The organism is Clostridium sp. DFI.1.208 (assembly GCF_024463855.1).
GTDB lineage: Bacteria > Bacillota_I > Bacilli_A > Erysipelotrichales > Erysipelotrichaceae > Clostridium_AQ.
In genome coordinates this window covers 1-16,732 of sequence record NZ_JANGCA010000011.1, presented here as the reverse complement: position 1 = coordinate 16,732, position 16,732 = coordinate 1, and the positions used below count along the sequence as shown (strand labels likewise).

The window sequence follows — 16,732 nt, the reverse complement described above, 5'->3', positions numbered from 1 at the left end:
TACGTATATGAACAGACAGGACACAATACAAAAGATTAAAGAGGAAAAAATAGTCGTCATTACAAGGGGGATTTATGGTGAGGATCTGATGAAGCTGGCAGAGGCTCTGTTCCAGGGTGGCATCCGCTGCTTTGAAATTACTTACGATCCAGCTGATCCCAATACCTGCATACGGGTGAAAGAGAATATTCAACAGCTGCATGAGCGCTTTGGTGATGCGCTGTATCTGGGCATCGGCACTGTGCTGACCAAAGAACAGGTACACAACGCCAAGGAGGCCGGCGCCAGATTTATCGTTTCTCCCAACTTTGATGAGGAAATTGTCAAGGAAACACTGGCTCTGGACATGGTCTCCATGCCGGGCTGTATGTCACCGACGGAAATTGTTGCGGCAGATAAAGCCGGAGCTGATTTCATCAAGTTGTTTCCGGCAGGAACACTGGGCTTAAAATACTGCAAGGATATCTATGCGCCGCTGCACCATGTTAACTACATCGCAACCGTAGGTGTTACAGAGGAAACATTTGTACAATATCTTGATCTGGGCTTTGCCGGAGCAGGCATCAGCTCCCAGCTGGTAGATAAGAAATGCCGCGAAGAAGGCAATTATGAAGAACTGACAAGACGGGCACAGCGATTTGTGGAAATCGCAAAGCAATAGTAGAAAGAAGGAAAACTATTATGGAAAACTTAAAATTGACAAGAATTGACTTTCGACTGATTCATGGGCAGGTTATGACTCGCTGGGTCGCAAAATATGAAATCGAAAGCATCGTTGTAATCGATGATCGCTCCGCAAAGAGTCCGATTCTGAAAAAGATTCTGCTGGGCGCTGCGCCAAGCGGCGTCAAGGTTATCGTTTGGAATGTCGCTGAGGCTGCGGAAAAATGGAAGGCAGGAGAATTTCCAAAAAGCAACCTGTTGATTCTGTTTAAAAATACATCGCAGGCAAAGGCAGCGTGGGAGACAGGCATCACATTCCCTTCTTTGCAGGTTGGCGGTATCGAAGGCTCCGGTGATAAGAAGAATATTTATAAAAATGTAGTTATGTCGAAAACGGAAGCGGAGGAGCTGAACGTATTGTATCAGGGCGGCGTAGATGTGTTTATGCAGCCGATCCCGGAAGATAATCCGTATCCGTTCAAGGATGCTCTGGCGAAATTCTAGCCGGGTATTCAATAGTATTCGATCACATGGAGGTGATGATCATATCATAGGTGTTTTACAAGAGTAACGTATGTAGTAGATGAATTGACAATGAAAAGGAGGAAATTTCATGGTACAAGCATTGTTAATGGGGCTGCTTGCACTGCTCAACGGTATTCAGGGACCATATCACTGGTACTTTTTCCGTGAGCCGGTAATGGCAGGATTTTGGGTAGGTCTGATTTACGGTGATCCCGTACAGGGAACGATCATCGGAGCAACGATCAACGTTTCTTACATGGGCTGGATTTCTGCAGGAGGAGCAAATGCCTCTGACTTATACTGGGCAGGTCTGCTTGGTACATTTGTAGCAATACAGGGCGGTATGTCCATTGACACGTCCGTAGCGTTTGCGGTTCCTATTGGTTTATTAGGTAACTATGTGCATGTCGCATACATGACAATCGCATCCTTGTGGCCGGTGAAAATGGATGCTCTCGCTGCCAAGGGAAACTGGCGCGGCATCCGCAGAATTCAATTCCTGGGTGGTCCGGCAATCGTTCTGGTATTGCGTGCACTTCCGGTATTCCTGATTGCATTATATGGAAGTGAATATATTCAGACACTAATCAACAGTATTCCAACATGGGCAATGAACGGTCTGGGCGCAGTAGGGAAGATGCTGCCGGCATTAGGTATGTCCATGCTGATGAAGTTTATGTACAAAAAAGCACTGCTTCCATTCTTCGTGCTGGGCTTTGGTATTGCGGCTTATTCCGGCATGACCGATTTGCTGCTGTATGCACTGGTTGGTGTATGTCTGGCAGTTATTCTGATTAAGATTGGTTTCAACAACGACACAGAACAGGAAGGGGCTGAGTAATCATGGCAGAAAAACATTCACTAACAAAACGCGATGTCCAGAAAACAGCCTTCTTCTGGCACATGACAAGTCATATGACCTATAACTATCAGCGATTACAGGCAGGCTGTCTGGCATGGATCATGGGTCCGATTTTTGAAAAGCTGTATCCGAATGATCAGGAAAAGATGGTGGAAGGTCTGGAACGCCACATGCTGTATTTCAACACAGAGCCACGCTGGGGAGCTGTCCTTCCCGGTATGGTAGTCGCATTGGAGGAAGGTCTTGCCAATGATGACTCCGGTGATATGGATGCCAGCATCATCGCAGAAATTAAAACCGCCCTGATGGGACCTTTGGCAGGAATCGGAGATACGGTCTGGGCAGGTTTGATCAAGCCAATCATCCTGAGTGTTACGCTGGGATGGGCGATGCAGGGCTACGTTTGGGGTGCCTGGGCATATGGGATCGGCGTTACACTGCTGGACTTTGCTATCACCTACTTCATGTTCATGCGCGGCTATCAGCTGGGTATGGATTCCATTGACCGTTTCCTGGAAAGCGGCTTTGTTAAGAAAATTACCACCTTCCTTGGTATTGTCGGGCTGTTCTGTCTGGGTGCCATGATTGTAAAATACGTCAGCATCGGTGCAGTTCTGGAAATCGAAATGAAGACCGGAACGCTGAAGCTTGGTGAAATCATGAATAAGATATTCCCTTGCTTCCTGCCTCTTGTGACAACGCTGTTTGCATACTGGCTGCAGGTAAAGGGAAAGAAAATCACAACCGTACTGATCGTTCTGTTTATCATCGGCTTCATCGGTGGTGCAGTCGGATTGCTTGGCTAACAGTTTCATGAAAGAAACCTTACGGGTTTCTTTCATATTCTCAGGGAACAGCTTTTCGGAATAATGCACCTTGGTAATGATTGAAAGCCTGTAAACGTGTCCTACATGACGGATTTCAGGAACCGCTGGGAACATAACATTACCAAGGCAGCATGCTTTTCTTAACCATGATTTCAAAGGAATAATCCTGTGAAGATGATTCCTTCAGGACATAGCAATGACGTTATAGGAAAAGATTGCGCAGGAGGATACCTGTCGTATGGTATGCAGTTTGATAGGAATTCCTGCCGATCCTTTCTGCTATGTCTGGCATAAACAGTATTTCTAACAACGAGAAAGGGTAATACAGTATGATAAAGATTTTAATTGTAACGCATGGCCCTCTGGCACAGGCACTGAAGGAAAGCTCTGCTATGTTCTTCGGCAGCATGTCGAATGATGTGGAAACCATAGGTCTGTATCCAACGGATAATCCGGAGGATTTGAAGGAAGCCATTTGTGAAAAGGTAGAGGCAATCGATACCGGCGACGGTGTGATGGTGTTTGTGGATATCTTTGCAGGCTCTCCGTTCAATATGACGGCTGTGGCGATTGATGAATTGAAGGAAGCACACAAGCTGCAATGCTATACCGGTGTCAATATGCCGTTTTTGATGGAGGCACTTTCCAGCTGTAATTCCATGGAGCTGGATCAGCTTACCGCCCACCTGGCAGATGTTGCCAAGGATACGATTGTAAATCTGCGCAAGGCGCTGGATATCTAGCAATTCCTATTGAGGTGATAGAATGGTGACTGGATGGATGCTGTCCACAGGGACAGATACAAAAGGAAGAAGACTGCTGTATATCAAAAAGAAACATGCGTATTATCTTCTCCCGCAACATAGGGAGTTTGCGATTACTCTGTGGAAACATGCGGAAATCAATGCCATTTCCATCAGCATTATTTTAGGGTATTTCCTGTTTCACAGTATCGCAGGCACAGCACTGCTGGCACTTGCGCTGTATGTGCTCATGCTGCTTGTGATGAATAAAAAATTACTGCCCTCCCTGCATCGGGTGCAAGGAAAAAATATCACTTGGCGCAAAGAGAAACCAGCCAAGGCAGGCAACAGCATGCTGCTGGCGGTACTGCTTTTGATGATCGGGGCCGGACTGTTTCTCTGTCTGGCGCTGGAACAGACGCAGAATACGATGGAAACTGTTACAGCGGCACTCGGAGGCTGCATTGCCCTGTTTACAGGAGTGCGGCAGCTGTATAAAAATAAAACGATAGGAAAGTGAGGCTTACATGATGTTGGCAGAAACAATTTGCAGAATTAAAAAGACAGGTTTGATGGGAATTGTACGTGTAGATACCATTGAACGCGGAATAGAAATCGCACAGGGCTGTATTGACGGCGGTGTGGATGTGCTGGAAATCAGCTATACGAACAACAATGCAGGAGAGGTGATTCGTGCCTTGAAGGAAACCTTCGCAGATCAGCTGCTGGTCGGAGCCGGTACGGTGCTTGATCCGACGACAGCCCGTCTGGCGATTATGGACGGCGCGGAATTCATCATTGCTCCAACCTTCAACAAAGAGGTGCAGGAAATGGCAAATCTATATCAGATTCCCTATGCACCGGGCTGTACAAGCTATACGGAAATGATCGAAGCCTTAAAGGCGGGAGCGTCCTTTATTAAGGCCTTCCCGATTTCCAATTACTACGGGCCGGATCTTGCCAAGGTGTTTAAGGTGCCTTGTCCGCAGATTCCGATTCTGGCAAGCGGCGGAGCGAATTTCGATAATCTGCATACCTGGTTTGAAAACGGTGTGGACAGTGTAGGGCTTGGCGGTTTGTTGACAAAGGGAAGCAGTGCAGATATCGCTGAAAATGCGAAAAAGCTGCGCGCCATCGTGGAGGAGAGCAGAAAGGAACGTACTGCATGAGCAGGGGAGTCATACTGGTAACGCCACGGGGATATGCGGCTTATGGCGCACAGGCGGCGAAGCGTCTGGAGGCTTTGGGCTATGAAATGAACATCAATACGACAGGCAAGCCGCTTCCAAGAGAGACATTTGTGGAGTATGCGAAAAACAGTACCGGTATCATCGTCGGTGTGGATGAGCTGGACGGTGCACTGCTGAAGGAATGCAGGCAGCTCAAGGCCGTTGTGAAATTCGGTGTGGGGACAGACAATATTGACCTGAAAACCGCAGAGGCCTGTGGAATTAAGGTGGGACGCTGTGTCGGCTCCAATTCCAATGCGGTGGCGGAGCTGACCATCGGCATGCTGTTTGCGGCAGCCAAGCATCTGGTATCCAGCAATGTGCAGGTACGGGAAGGCGGCTGGAACAAGCCAACCGGCCGTGAGCTGACAAAAAAGACGATGGGAATCATCGGCTTCGGAAATATCGGCCGGCATGTAGCCCGCATGGCACAAGGAATCGGGATGCAGGTGCTTGCCTATGATGTATTTGATATCGCACAGGATGTACTGGATACCTATGCTGCTAAGCAGTGCAGTATCGAGGAGATTTTAAAGACTGCCGACTTTATATCCATTCATACACCGCTTAATGATGAAACAAGAAATATGATTTCGGATGCACAGTTTGACATGATGAAGGAAACAGCTGTTATCGTCAATGCGGCGCGTGGCGGTATCATTGATGAACGGGCGCTGTATACTGCATTGAAAAACAAGAAAATCTATGCAGCGGCAAGTGATGTATTCACAAGTGAGCCGCCGGTTCAGGAGGACTGGGTACAGGAGCTGCTTCATATGGACAACTTCATCCTGACACCGCATATTGGATCGCGTACGGTGGAAGCGGAATCCAATACGGTAGAAATGGCAACCGATAACCTGATCAGGCTGTTGGAAGAAGCATAGCGCATACGTAGGAATGAAAATGCGTATGCATGGCATTTGATGCAGCACAGCACAGGATAAGGAAGCAACAGCAGCATCTCTGCTTGCACAGCAGTATTTTCATGCATACAGAGGCTGAAAAAGAGAGGAAGCCGTACAAGCCGATGGATGTCAATTCGGACGCTGGAAAAAGCGAAAGGAACTGTATTCATGGGATTGAAAACGGTTTGCACAGGAAACAGGAAAGTGTGTGGACAACACGGAAAGAAGGGACGCATTTGAAGGCTATGATTATGGGAGCCGGACGAATCGGAAGAGGCTTTGTCAGCGAACTGCTGCATGCCAATGGCGTGGAAATCACGTATTTCGATGCCAGTCCGGCAATGGTTGAGAAACTGAATGAAAAAAAGGAATATACAATTCATGTACTTGGAGCGGAAGAGCTGAATACACATATGGAAGATGTAACAGCGCATCTGTTTTATGATATCGATGCGCTAAGCAGCTGCTGGAAGGAAGCCGATTTTCTGTTCACGGCATGCGGTGGGAAAAACATGGGCAATGTTGGTGAAACACTGGCAAGGGCATTTAAAAAGCTGGTGGAAGAGAATGCAGTACATACCTCCAACATTGTTACGTGTGAAAACTGGATCGATCCGGCAAAGGATGTAAAGGAAGCCATCCTGACCAATCTGAATGAAGAGGAGCGCAAGCTGTTTGAGGAATATGTCGGGGTTAGTGAATCCGTTATCATGTGCACGGGAACAGGAGCACCCGACCCGGATAAGGTGACCAACGAAATGGATACCTGGGTACAGAATATGCGCTATCTGCCAATCGACAGAGACCGTCTGAAGGGAGAGCTTCCAGTATGGCAGTATGTGGAATTTGTACAGGACTTCGGTGATCTGTTAAAACAGAAAATTTATACCAACAATACCAGCGTTGCGACTGTTTCCTATCTGGGAAAGCTGAAGGGACTGACCTATGTGGCTGAATCCGCTAACGACCCGGAAATCGAGCCGATCCTGGATCAGGTATATGAGGAAATCAATTATGCACTGATTCACGGTATGGGAATCAATGAAGAAAGTCAAATCAAATTCTCCAAAACAGCGAAGGCAAAATATACGGATCGTGCCATTGTCGATCTGGTTACACGGATTGCCAGAGATCCGATTCGTAAGCTTGGCCCCCAGGATCGCTTCATCGGACCGATGCGCATTGCATTATCTGCCGGTATCAAGCCGAAGGCGATTGCCCTCGGTGCTGCCGCTGCACTTTATTTTGACAATCCTGAGGATCGGGATGCACTGCGTCTGAAGGAGATTCGGGAAACAAAGGGTATCGATTATATCCTGAAAACAATTTCTGAAATCGATCCTCAGGGAGAAATTGCGCAGCTGATCAAAGAGGCTGTGGAGGAGCTGAAGAAAAAAGGCTGGATCAGGGAAGGAGAAGCTGCATGAAAAAGGCCGTTGTCATTGGAGCCGGACAAACCGGGCGTGGGTATGTGACCCGCTTTCTGTTTCAAAGAGATTATGAAATCACCTTTATCGACAAGAAGGAAGAGCTTGTCCGCATGCTGGATGAGGATCGTGCCTTCTGTATTCACTTCTACAAAAAAGACCGCACACCGATTTATGTAAACGGCTTTCAAGCAGCCTTTACGTATTCCAAAGAAGCGGATCAGGCCATACGGGAGGCAGATTTCATCGTGACCTCCACCGGGGAACAAAACCTGGGTGATGTGGCACAGCAGGTTAAGGCCGGCATGTGTGGAAAACAGAAGAAAACCGTTTTTCTGACTGCGGAAAACGGCATCAATCCCGCAAAGGTACTGCGTACGCATTTAAAAGACGCCGGCGTAGAGGGCGATTATACGGTAACACAGACGGCTGTTTTCTGTTCAACAGTCAGTATACACGACACCCGCCTGGATATTCTGTCCATGAACGAGGCGTACTTCCCATATGATGCGGATGAGCTGGACGAGCTGGACTTTGAAGGAGCCGTTCCTGTGCATGACTTTGAAAAATTCTTCAAACGTAAAATCTATACGTATAACTGTCTGGCAGGACTGATATCCTATTGCGGGTATATCAAGGGCTATGAGGTATACGGCGATGCGGCGTGTGATCCGGATATTGATGCACTCATGATGCGTTTGATGGAGGAGCTGAACCCGGCATTACAGGATTACTTCCAGATTACAAAAGAGGATCAGGAGGCCTTCACCAATCGTGCGCTTGCGAAGTTCCGTGATAAGAGCATTCTGGATTACAATATCAAAAACGGTCGTGCCCCTGCAAGGAAGCTGGGACCAACGGAACGCATCATGTCACCGATGAAGATTTTGCTGGATCATGACATGGATCCGCGTATTCTGGAATTTGTTGCGGCAGCGGCACTTGTTTACTGGGATGAACTGCAGGGAAAAACAGAGCCGAAAATGGATAAGGATCTGATTACGACCTTCTGTGAAATCAATTCTCTGGAGGGAAATGAGCCGGTGGTTGAGCATGTAAAGCATTACCTGTATGAAATCAAAAAGAACAGAGACAACATCTGCATCATGCAGATTCTGTTTGGATAATATGCGCTGTGTTCCCAATGACAGGAAGCTTTTGGTAAGCGCATCCCTGTCGTGTGCAGACCTGCTGCATCTGTATGATTCCATCGTACAGATCAATGCTTCAGATATTGATTTTGTGCATTATGATGTCGTGGACGGCTGCTTTAATAATTGCTTTGTATTCGGTGATCTGATTTTGGAGAAGATACGTCCCATCTGTGAGAAGCCGATTGAGGTGCATCTGGCTGTGGAAAATGTACGTCCCTACATTGTGCCTTTTGCTAGAGCAGGTGCTGATTATATCGCCGTGCATTATGAAATCGACGATGATCTGGAAGAAATCTTTGCACTGATTCGCTCGGCAGGCTGCCGTCCGATTCTGGCAATGCGCAGTGATACCGCAGTGCCTGCGGATTTTGTAAAGCTGGCAGCACAGGTGGACTGGATTTTAAAGCTGACGGTACAGCCGGGCTATGCCGGTCAAACGATGCGCAGTGAAGCGATTGAGCACATCCGATGCATGAAAGAGAGCATCGTGGAAAATCGAATTCCCTGTCGTATTCAGGCAGATGGCAACATCCATGCTGGTACTATACCGCAGGTCATTGCCGCCGGTGCCAGCATACTGACGGGAGGAACCAGCGGATTATTCAAAGGGGACGCAGCTTTACAGGAAAATCTGCAAAGGATGAAGGAGGCGGCGCTATGATGCTATGTCCGAGTATGATGTGTGCGGATTATGCCCATCTGGAGGATGAAATCCATGCACTGGAGAAAGCCGGAGCTGATATTTTCCATTGTGATGTGATGGATGGAAGCTTTGTACCAAACATCACGATGGGGCTGCTGGATGTGAAAGCGGTCCGGGCACTGACAAAACGTATGGTGGATGTACACCTGATGATCAGCCATCCGGCGGAAAAAATCGACTGGTTTCTGGATGCCGGGGCAGATTTGATCTATATTCATCCTGAGGCAGAGCCGCAGGCTATGAAAACCCTGATGTATATTCGCTCCAAAGGCAGACTTGCCGGACTTGCCATCAATCCGGACACCAGTCTCAGCTATGTGAAGGAGCTGCTTCCTCATTGTGACTACGTCCTGATCATGAGCGTGTTTCCAGGCTTTGCCGGACAATCCTTTATCAAAAGTGTGGATGCCAAAATTCGTGAGCTGATTGCGTGCAAGACGGTATACGGCTATCAGCTCGTACTCGATGGTGCATGCTCTCCTGCTGTGATTCAGGAATATCATGCGTTGGGGGTTGACGGCTTCGTGCTTGGAACGAGTGCATTATTTAAGGGGAAGGGCAGCTATGCGGAAAACATGAACAAGCTGCGCTCCCTATAATCATAAGGAACTGTAATGACGTTTACACGGGATGTATGCGCCTGATTCGATAGGGAAACGTACGGATTGTTAGGGTCTGGATCCGTGAAAATCAGGTTGCAGTATACATCCCTTTTCCTATGTTCAGATGGCGATTGCCAGGAGGTTGAAATGAAACGTGCTATATGGATGAATGAACGGGACAATGTTGTCGTTTTGATAGAAGCCTTTAAGAAGAATGAGGTATGCAGCTATACCGATGCACGGGGTGAGGAGCATAGCTTTGTCATAAAAGAGGATATTCCCATCTATCATAAGGCAGCACTTTGTGAGATACACAGGGGAGAACAGATTATCAAATACGGGGAATGTATCGGAATAGCGAGCGCTGCGATTGCACAGGGGATGCATGTGCATGTGCATAATGCTTGCTCTTACGAAAAGAAAGAAGGGGTAGAATGCTAGAAAGACAATATAGAAAAACAGGCAGGCTGCTTCTTTGCTATATTGCACAGCGCTTGCAAAGAAAAGGAGGCAGCGATGAAATTTACAGGCTATCGAAGAAGTGACGGCCGTATCGGCATCCGCAATCATGTGCTGATATTGCCTGCCAGCATCTGTGCCAGCGATGTGGCGCGACAGGTGATGCAGCAGGTACAGGGTACGGTCAGCTTCCATAATCAGCTGGGCTGCTCACAGACACCGATTGATCAGGCATGTACACTGCGGACAATGGCCGGTATGGCTGCGAATCCGAATGTATATGGAACGATTGTAATCTCTCTGGGCTGTGAAAACTGTCAGATGGAGCTGGTTACAAAGGAAATCAAAAGCCGCTGTGATAAGCCGCTGGAAACCTTTATCATTCAGGCGTGCGGCGGAACACTGCGCACGGTGGAACAGGCGGTTCGCTGTGCACGGGCGATGGTGAGTGAGGCAAGCAGGATGCAGCGGGAAGAGGCGGATGTTTCAGAGCTGATGCTGGCGATGGAGTGTGGAGGCTCCGATCCCACAAGTGGTCTTGCGGCAAATCCACTGCTCGGTGAGGTGGCGGATAGAATCGTTGCCAAAGGAGGCACTGCGGTGTTATCGGAAACCACCGAATTCATCGGAGCGGAAAAGCTGCTTGCCAGACGGGCTGTAAATGCAGAGGTATCCGCACAGATACTGGACATCGTACGTCATTATGAGGATGCCATGCTGTGTGTGCATGATGATGTACGCAGGCGAAATCCTTCTCCGGGAAATCAGGCAGGCGGCATCACCACGCTGGAGGAAAAATCTCTGGGCTGTATTTATAAAGCGGGACATGCACCGATACAGGCAGTGTATGATTATGCACAGCCCATTCATCATAAGGGACTTGTCATTATGGATACCCCGGGCAACGATCCCATCAGTATGAGCGGCATGGCTGCCGGTGGCTGTCAGCTGATTCTATTCACCACAGGACGCGGCACTCCTACCGGAAATCCGATCGTCCCCGTAATCAAGGTGTCCGCAAATCGTGAAACAGCGGAAAGCATGAAGGATAATCTGGATTTCGATGCAAGCCCGCTCATCTATGGGGATAAAACGATGGAGGAGCTGCGGGATGCTCTCCTGAAGGAGCTTGCAGAGGTCGCAAGCGGCAAGCTGACACGCAGTGAGATTCTGGGCTATTATGAGACAGCGATTGCCCGCGTCGGCAGATACATAAGGAATGCGGGGAGTAAACAAGAGCAGGTGGAGACATACTATTATTGATTCTGAGGGTTTGTAAAATACAGATGATATGTACAAAATGTCAGGTTCTCAACTGGTTCTCCGGAATCATGAAAATTTTTTCAAAACCATATTGACTTCAAAAGTGAATGTCTTTATAATGTATTAAAATATCAATTTTTAATCGGGAAAGTTTATAAAAAATTGAATATGGAAAAGGAGATGTGAAAATGGCATATTATTTTAATGAACCTTCACGTACATTCAGTGAATATCTGATAGTTCCAGGATATTCCTCCGCAGAATGTACCCCAGCAAACGTTTCTTTAAAAACACCACTGGTAAAATTTAGAAAAGGCAAGGAAGAGCCGGAGCTTTCCTTGAATATACCGATGGTTTCCGCAATCATGCAGTCTGTTTCAGGCGAAAAGATGGCATGTGCACTGGCTAGAGAGGGAGGCATTTCCTTCATCTACGGTTCTCAGACGATTGAGAATGAGGCTGCCATGGTTCGCCGTGTAAAGGCGACAAAGGCAGGCTTTGTATACAGTGATTCCAATATCCGTCCGGATGCTACGCTGCAGGATGTACTGGATCTGAAGGAAGAAACAGGACATGCGACCATGGCGGTTACCGAAGACGGTACACCGGAGGGAAAGCTGCTCGGTATTATCACAAGCAGAGATTATCGTACCTCCCGTATGGATCCATCTACAAGAGTAGCGGATTTCATGACACCGTTTGAAAAGCTGATCTATGGTAATGAGGGCTGCACGCTGAGCGAGGCAAACGATATGATTTGGGAGCACAAGCTGAACCAGCTGCCGATCATTGATGAGAACCAGCATTTGAAGGCATTCGTATTCCGCAAGGATTATGATTCCCACAAGGAGCATCCAAATGAGCTGCTGGATGATCAGAAGCGCTATATTGTCGGTGCAGGTATCAATACCCGGGATTACGAAGAACGTATCCCTGCCTTGATTGAAGCCGGTGCAGATGTTCTGTGCATTGATTCCAGTGAGGGCTTCAGCGAATGGCAGGCACGTACATTGAAATGGGTTCGTGAGAAATACGGAGACAGCGTGAAGGTCGGTGCCGGTAATGTCGTGGATGCGGAGGGCTTCCGTTTCCTTGCCGAAGCAGGCGCAGACTTTGTTAAAATCGGAATCGGCGGTGGATCTATCTGTATCACCCGTGAACAGAAGGGAATCGGCCGCGGACAGGCAACGGCAACCATTGATGTTGCGAAAGCGCGTGATGAATATTATAAGGAAACGGGAATCTATGTTCCAATCTGCAGTGATGGCGGTATTGTTCATGACTATCACATTACCCTGGCGCTTGCCATGGGCGCAGACTTTGTCATGCTGGGAAGATATTTCTCCAGATTTGAAGAATCTCCAACCAAGAAGGTTACGATCAACGGTACCTACATGAAGGAATACTGGGGAGAAGGAAGCGCACGTGCCAGAAACTGGCAGCGCTACGACATGGGCGGAAGCAAAAAGCTCTCCTTCGTAGAAGGTGTTGACTCCTATGTTCCATATGCAGGGGCCTTAAAGGATAATGTCGATCTGACCCTGAGCAAGGTGAAGCATACCATGTGCAACTGCGGAACATTGACGATTGAGGAACTGCAGAAAAATGCCAAAATCACACTCGTGTCTTCTACAAGTATCGTAGAAGGCGGGGCACATGATGTTGTTGTGAAGGACAACACACTGGATGCCAAAGTAAAATAAATTTTCCAATATATATAAGGAAAGCGGAATGGAAGAAAATCCATGCCGCTTTTTTGGCTTTTCCTATAGTCTTGTGAGTAGGCTGATATATATTGAAAACAATATGCAGATATCCTGCAAAAGGAATCCATAGCAAAGGAAGTAGCATCAGAAATTTCAAGAGGGAAAATTAAAGCTTAGCTTCAACGATAGAAATGCTATGAGAACTTATGAGCGAATCCAAATTCATCGGAACAACAGAATGAAATAACGCTTATAGAATTAAGCAGATCTATGACAGGATTTCCTTATCCTCCAGCAGCTGCTTCATAAAAGAAAACACAAGGTGATGTGGACGGAGATAATATAACCTGCACGCTCTATTTTGTAAAACGACTTCATAGAAAAGCAGGAACATAAAAGGATCGTATTTTACTTAGAAAGGGATACTTAAAGTAAGAAAACCGTTATTCCCGAATATACCTGAATAACGGTTTTTTTGTTCATGAAGAATTGTCAGTCCCTCTGCTTAATGATTTTCGCCGGAACTCCGACAGCCGTCGCATGTGCTGGTATATCGGTAAGTACGACAGCACCCGCTCCGATGACTGCATCCTCGCCAATAGTGACAGCGGGAGACAGGGTGCTTCCGATACCGAGGAATGCTCTGCTTTCCACGCTGCAATGGCCTGCCATGGCGCAATTTGGTGACATATTGACAAAATCCTTTACAACACAGTCATGCTCGACAATAGCTCCTGTATTGATGATGCATCCTGTTCCGATACGTGCCAAGGTATGGATGACCGCATTTGCCAATATGGTACTGCCACAGTTCACTTGAGCAGTCGGACTGATGATTGCCGAGGGATGGATGATGGTAGCTATGGGAATACCATATTCCTCTAATATCTGCAAGCGGATCTGACGAAGACGATTATCCCCTGTTGCGACAATCACCTCGTCATAGGCATGGAACAGCTTTGCATGGATGACGTTTTCCTCCATCATCACGCGATGTTGTGCAAACAGGCGTATTTTCTGCGTGGTGATGCCCATGAGATCAATTTGCCCATACATCTGCATCGCCTGTGCACAATCCAGTGTGACCACCGCCTGATCACTCGCTCCCCAGATCAGTAATCGTTTCATAGCATTACCGCAAGCAGATGGCATCTGTAAAATTTAGCGGAATGCCTTCCAGAATTTCTTCAGCCATATGGATGCGGTGGGCTTCCAGCAGCGTGATCGGGGAATGTGCATCGAAGCCATACAGAACCTTACAGCCATAGGATGCTACGATATCCCAGAATTCACGGAACGGATATGGGTAGCGTTCAACATTCAGCCATGGCTTGTCGGAAAACCGATAGGTCTTCTTCCCATAATGAAAACCGTTCAGATTGATTTCCAGTGGAATATCATGCAGGATGCTTGCTCTGGCGATGCGGTGAGCCGCTTCCACGCATTCTTCGGTATACAGTCTTCTTCCCAGCATGAAATAATCCGGATGTGCCACATAGGTGATGATGCCAAGCTCCAGTGCGTCCTCAATCTGTTTTACATACGTCAAAACATCCTTGTTGCTGCAATAGCAGTCATACTCATAACCGATTTCTCGGCAATGCTGTCCCAGAATCATGTAATCACATTCCTGCTTCATCTGCATCAGAAATTCCACATGGTCATTCATGTACTCCACCTCATAGCCAACCTTGATCTTGATTTTGTCCTGAAATCCCTTTTGCAGATTCCGAATCGTATCCAGGTATTCGTTTTTCTGTTCATAGAGCATACGGCAGGCAGGCAGATGCATTTCCGGATAAGGGATATGTTCACTAAAGCCCAGTAGGGTAAGCCCAGCATCGATTGCACTGTGGATATACTGGATATCCAATCCTTCCGCATGTCCGCAGCGTGCAGTGTGTGTATGAAGATTAAATTTCTGTTTGTTCATAAGAGAACCTCCTTTTCTATTGTGTAACGGAAAACATGTGCTTACCAATTACATAGGCACCACTCCCTTTCGCGGAAAACAAAAAAGCACATTCCAACAGGAACGTGCTTACACGCGGTGCCATCCTGATTCGCACGACAAAAAAAGGTGCGCATCTTGATTGGGAGATAACGTCTCCAAACGAAATCATCTACTAAAGCTTCAATGATCCTACTCAACAAGCGTAATCCATGACTTCCAATGCCCTCATCTTTCACCATCATGAGTTCGCTAACCATCTTTCATCACTTAATCTTGTATCGCTGTAATTACCTTTATTATAAAAACGGAATTGGGAAATGTCAATATGCTACTGAGAGTTTCGGCAGGAAAAAGCTGAAAGCTGCTTACTATTCATCGCCATGGCATAAGGAAAATCTAAAGACGGAAGAATTGAAAAGAAACATTAGGGAAAGGTGTATAGCAGCTATGCTATCTTCTATATTGTATAGACACTCTCAGAATTTGCCCGATCATGAGTTATGATTCCTGCTGGTAAGGGGCAGCGTACAGCATTTGGTACACATCGCCCTGCGTATACTTCGTTCTGTGTGCATTTTCGTAAAAAGATATTAGGGAGAGAACAGTTGCCCTGCATTGCATATAGGAAGGGAGCCTTCACAATTTGCGCATTTCATGGATTAAAATAATGGCACAAAATCAGGAATCGAAGTTCTGTACGCTGCATAGCGAATAAAAAGGATATTCCTAATAAGAAATATCCGGTTATCTAGCAATGCTGTCCTCTCTTTGCAAGCAGCTGTTGCTGCTTCTTTGTCAGCTGCTGCAAAAAATTCGTATAGCTCTTTTCCATGAGCTCCTCCATCAGTTCTTCAGATGCCAGCTCATAGCGTACACTGATCCAATGTACCTTATTCATATAGTAGCCTTCCGTTATAAATGCATACTCCTCCCGATACCAGGCTCCCTCCTGCGGTGGAAGCTTCAGCGTCAGAATCCTCTCCTGTTGCTTATTGTACCCCAGCATAGCAAACATTTTATCAAAGAGAAGAAATCGAAATGCATCCCATTCCAGCTTGAAATCCATCTCTACACCAGGCTTTGCCTGCAATGTGGTCTTGATACCTTCCGCATCCATTAGCCCGCAATACCTTCCCTCTTCCAGCAGCGGCAGGTTTCCAGACGTTTTCCACCATCTCCCTGTTTTTCATCATAGGCAAATGCCTTCGCAAGCTCACATGGAAACGTTTCGCACTCCCCACAGTGCTGGAGCTGTTTTTCTTCCACACAGCGCTTGACAGGACAGCTCTCTCCCCAAAACGGTTTTTGTATATGCAGACAGCCGGCACAGCCCATCTGCTCTTTGTATGCACAGCTTCCGCATTTGATGCCACAACGTGATTCGATCATAATCCGCACTCCCTTTCTTTATGAAATATATACCTGATTATATAACAAGCAGTGCTATCTGTATTGTAAAAAACCGCCATACATGCGGCGGTTATTCTTACAAGCTTCAAGAACACGGAAGTTTTACACTTAAAAAAGTTGAAAGTTTAAAATATGGCTTAAATAAGCTATTTTTTTGTCAAATTTATTTGATTTTATATTCGTACTTTAAGGTACTTTATGGTATAATATACATAGGCAGGTGATTCCTATGAGCAAGCGTATTAAAGTTACAAAATCCAAGAACTCTGAATCCTTCTATATCATCGATGATTTTAC

The 16,732-nt window shown here is 46.8% G+C and carries 19 protein-coding genes; 15 read left to right on the top strand and 4 right to left on the bottom strand.

All coding sequences use genetic code 11. The annotated features are described in order from the left end of the window. Positions 1 to 7: 7 nt before the first annotated feature. The 15 genes from NE665_RS07620 (at position 8) to NE665_RS07550 (ending at position 13,068) form a co-directional block, all read left to right on the top strand. Positions 8 to 661: a bifunctional 4-hydroxy-2-oxoglutarate aldolase/2-dehydro-3-deoxy-phosphogluconate aldolase gene (locus NE665_RS07620; RefSeq protein ID WP_233104673.1), complete on the top strand. Its 654-nt coding sequence runs from the start codon at positions 8 to 10 to the stop codon at positions 659 to 661. 20 nt (positions 662 to 681) lie between these two features. Further along, positions 682 to 1,167, top strand: a complete 486-nt coding sequence (locus NE665_RS07615) for a PTS sugar transporter subunit IIB (protein WP_178759805.1) — start codon at positions 682 to 684, stop codon at positions 1,165 to 1,167. Between the two features lie 109 nt (positions 1,168 to 1,276). Continuing rightward, on the top strand, positions 1,277 to 2,029 hold the full coding sequence (locus NE665_RS07610; RefSeq protein ID WP_009273135.1) for a PTS sugar transporter subunit IIC: 753 nt from the start codon (positions 1,277 to 1,279) through the stop codon (positions 2,027 to 2,029). Positions 2,030 to 2,031: 2 nt separating this feature from the next. Further along, a complete protein-coding gene (locus tag NE665_RS07605) occupies positions 2,032 to 2,856 on the top strand; it encodes a PTS system mannose/fructose/sorbose family transporter subunit IID (protein ID WP_117442577.1) in 825 nt (274 codons plus the stop codon). Between the two features lie 350 nt (positions 2,857 to 3,206). After that, positions 3,207 to 3,620 carry a PTS sugar transporter subunit IIA gene (locus tag NE665_RS07600; protein WP_117442578.1) on the top strand — a complete coding sequence of 138 codons (414 nt, stop codon included), beginning with the start codon at positions 3,207 to 3,209 and terminating at the stop codon, positions 3,618 to 3,620. A 22-nt stretch (positions 3,621 to 3,642) separates the two neighbouring features. Beyond that, on the top strand, positions 3,643 to 4,140 hold the full coding sequence (locus tag NE665_RS07595) for a hypothetical protein (RefSeq protein ID WP_117442579.1): 498 nt from the start codon (positions 3,643 to 3,645) through the stop codon (positions 4,138 to 4,140). A 7-nt stretch (positions 4,141 to 4,147) separates the two neighbouring features. Beyond that, entirely contained in the window at positions 4,148 to 4,789 is a 642-nt protein-coding gene (locus tag NE665_RS07590; protein WP_256302519.1) for a ketohydroxyglutarate aldolase, read from the top strand. Then, on the top strand, positions 4,786 to 5,736 hold the full coding sequence (locus tag NE665_RS07585) for a phosphoglycerate dehydrogenase (RefSeq protein WP_117442580.1): 951 nt from the start codon (positions 4,786 to 4,788) through the stop codon (positions 5,734 to 5,736). The genes NE665_RS07590 and NE665_RS07585 overlap by 4 nt, the downstream gene beginning before the upstream one ends. A 101-nt stretch (positions 5,737 to 5,837) precedes the next feature. Further along, a complete protein-coding gene (locus NE665_RS07580) occupies positions 5,838 to 7,184 on the top strand; it encodes a mannitol dehydrogenase (RefSeq protein WP_233104674.1) in 1,347 nt (448 codons plus the stop codon). After that, a complete protein-coding gene (locus NE665_RS07575; protein ID WP_117442581.1) occupies positions 7,181 to 8,311 on the top strand; it encodes a mannitol dehydrogenase in 1,131 nt (376 codons plus the stop codon). The genes NE665_RS07580 and NE665_RS07575 overlap by 4 nt, the downstream gene beginning before the upstream one ends. Position 8,312: 1 nt before the next feature. Continuing rightward, positions 8,313 to 8,999 (top strand): ribulose-phosphate 3-epimerase, encoded by a 687-nt coding sequence (locus NE665_RS07570; protein ID WP_117442591.1) that lies wholly within the window; start codon positions 8,313 to 8,315, stop codon positions 8,997 to 8,999. Further along, positions 8,996 to 9,640, top strand: coding sequence for a ribulose-phosphate 3-epimerase (locus NE665_RS07565; protein WP_117442582.1), 645 nt, complete (start codon positions 8,996 to 8,998; stop codon positions 9,638 to 9,640). The genes NE665_RS07570 and NE665_RS07565 overlap by 4 nt, the downstream gene beginning before the upstream one ends. 150 nt (positions 9,641 to 9,790) lie before the next feature. Continuing rightward, positions 9,791 to 10,084, top strand: coding sequence for a UxaA family hydrolase (locus NE665_RS07560; protein WP_117442583.1), 294 nt, complete (start codon positions 9,791 to 9,793; stop codon positions 10,082 to 10,084). Positions 10,085 to 10,159: 75 nt separating this feature from the next. Beyond that, positions 10,160 to 11,365 (top strand): UxaA family hydrolase, encoded by a 1,206-nt coding sequence (locus NE665_RS07555; protein ID WP_117442584.1) that lies wholly within the window; start codon positions 10,160 to 10,162, stop codon positions 11,363 to 11,365. 188 nt (positions 11,366 to 11,553) lie between these two features. Further along, on the top strand, positions 11,554 to 13,068 hold the full coding sequence (locus tag NE665_RS07550) for an IMP dehydrogenase (RefSeq protein ID WP_109770918.1): 1,515 nt from the start codon (positions 11,554 to 11,556) through the stop codon (positions 13,066 to 13,068). 495 nt (positions 13,069 to 13,563) lie between these two features. Here NE665_RS07550 and NE665_RS07545 read toward each other — a convergent pair whose 3' ends face one another. From NE665_RS07545 to NE665_RS07530, 4 genes are all read right to left on the bottom strand, one after another. Continuing rightward, positions 13,564 to 14,199: an acetyltransferase gene (locus tag NE665_RS07545; protein WP_117445055.1), complete on the bottom strand. Its 636-nt coding sequence runs from the start codon at positions 14,197 to 14,199 to the stop codon at positions 13,564 to 13,566. 4 nt (positions 14,200 to 14,203) lie between these two features. Further along, the gene (locus NE665_RS07540) at positions 14,204 to 15,004 is read right to left on the bottom strand and encodes a PHP domain-containing protein (protein WP_117445051.1); all 801 of its coding nucleotides are present in this window, start codon (positions 15,002 to 15,004) and stop codon (positions 14,204 to 14,206) included. A 769-nt stretch (positions 15,005 to 15,773) separates the two neighbouring features. After that, on the bottom strand, positions 15,774 to 16,142 hold the full coding sequence (locus NE665_RS07535) for an MmcQ/YjbR family DNA-binding protein (RefSeq protein WP_117445053.1): 369 nt from the start codon (positions 16,140 to 16,142) through the stop codon (positions 15,774 to 15,776). Beyond that, positions 16,142 to 16,414, bottom strand: a complete 273-nt coding sequence (locus tag NE665_RS07530) for a DUF3795 domain-containing protein (RefSeq protein ID WP_117445054.1) — start codon at positions 16,412 to 16,414, stop codon at positions 16,142 to 16,144. Before NE665_RS07530 ends, NE665_RS07535 begins: the two co-directional genes overlap by 1 nt. Between the last annotated feature and the right edge of the window lie 318 nt (positions 16,415 to 16,732).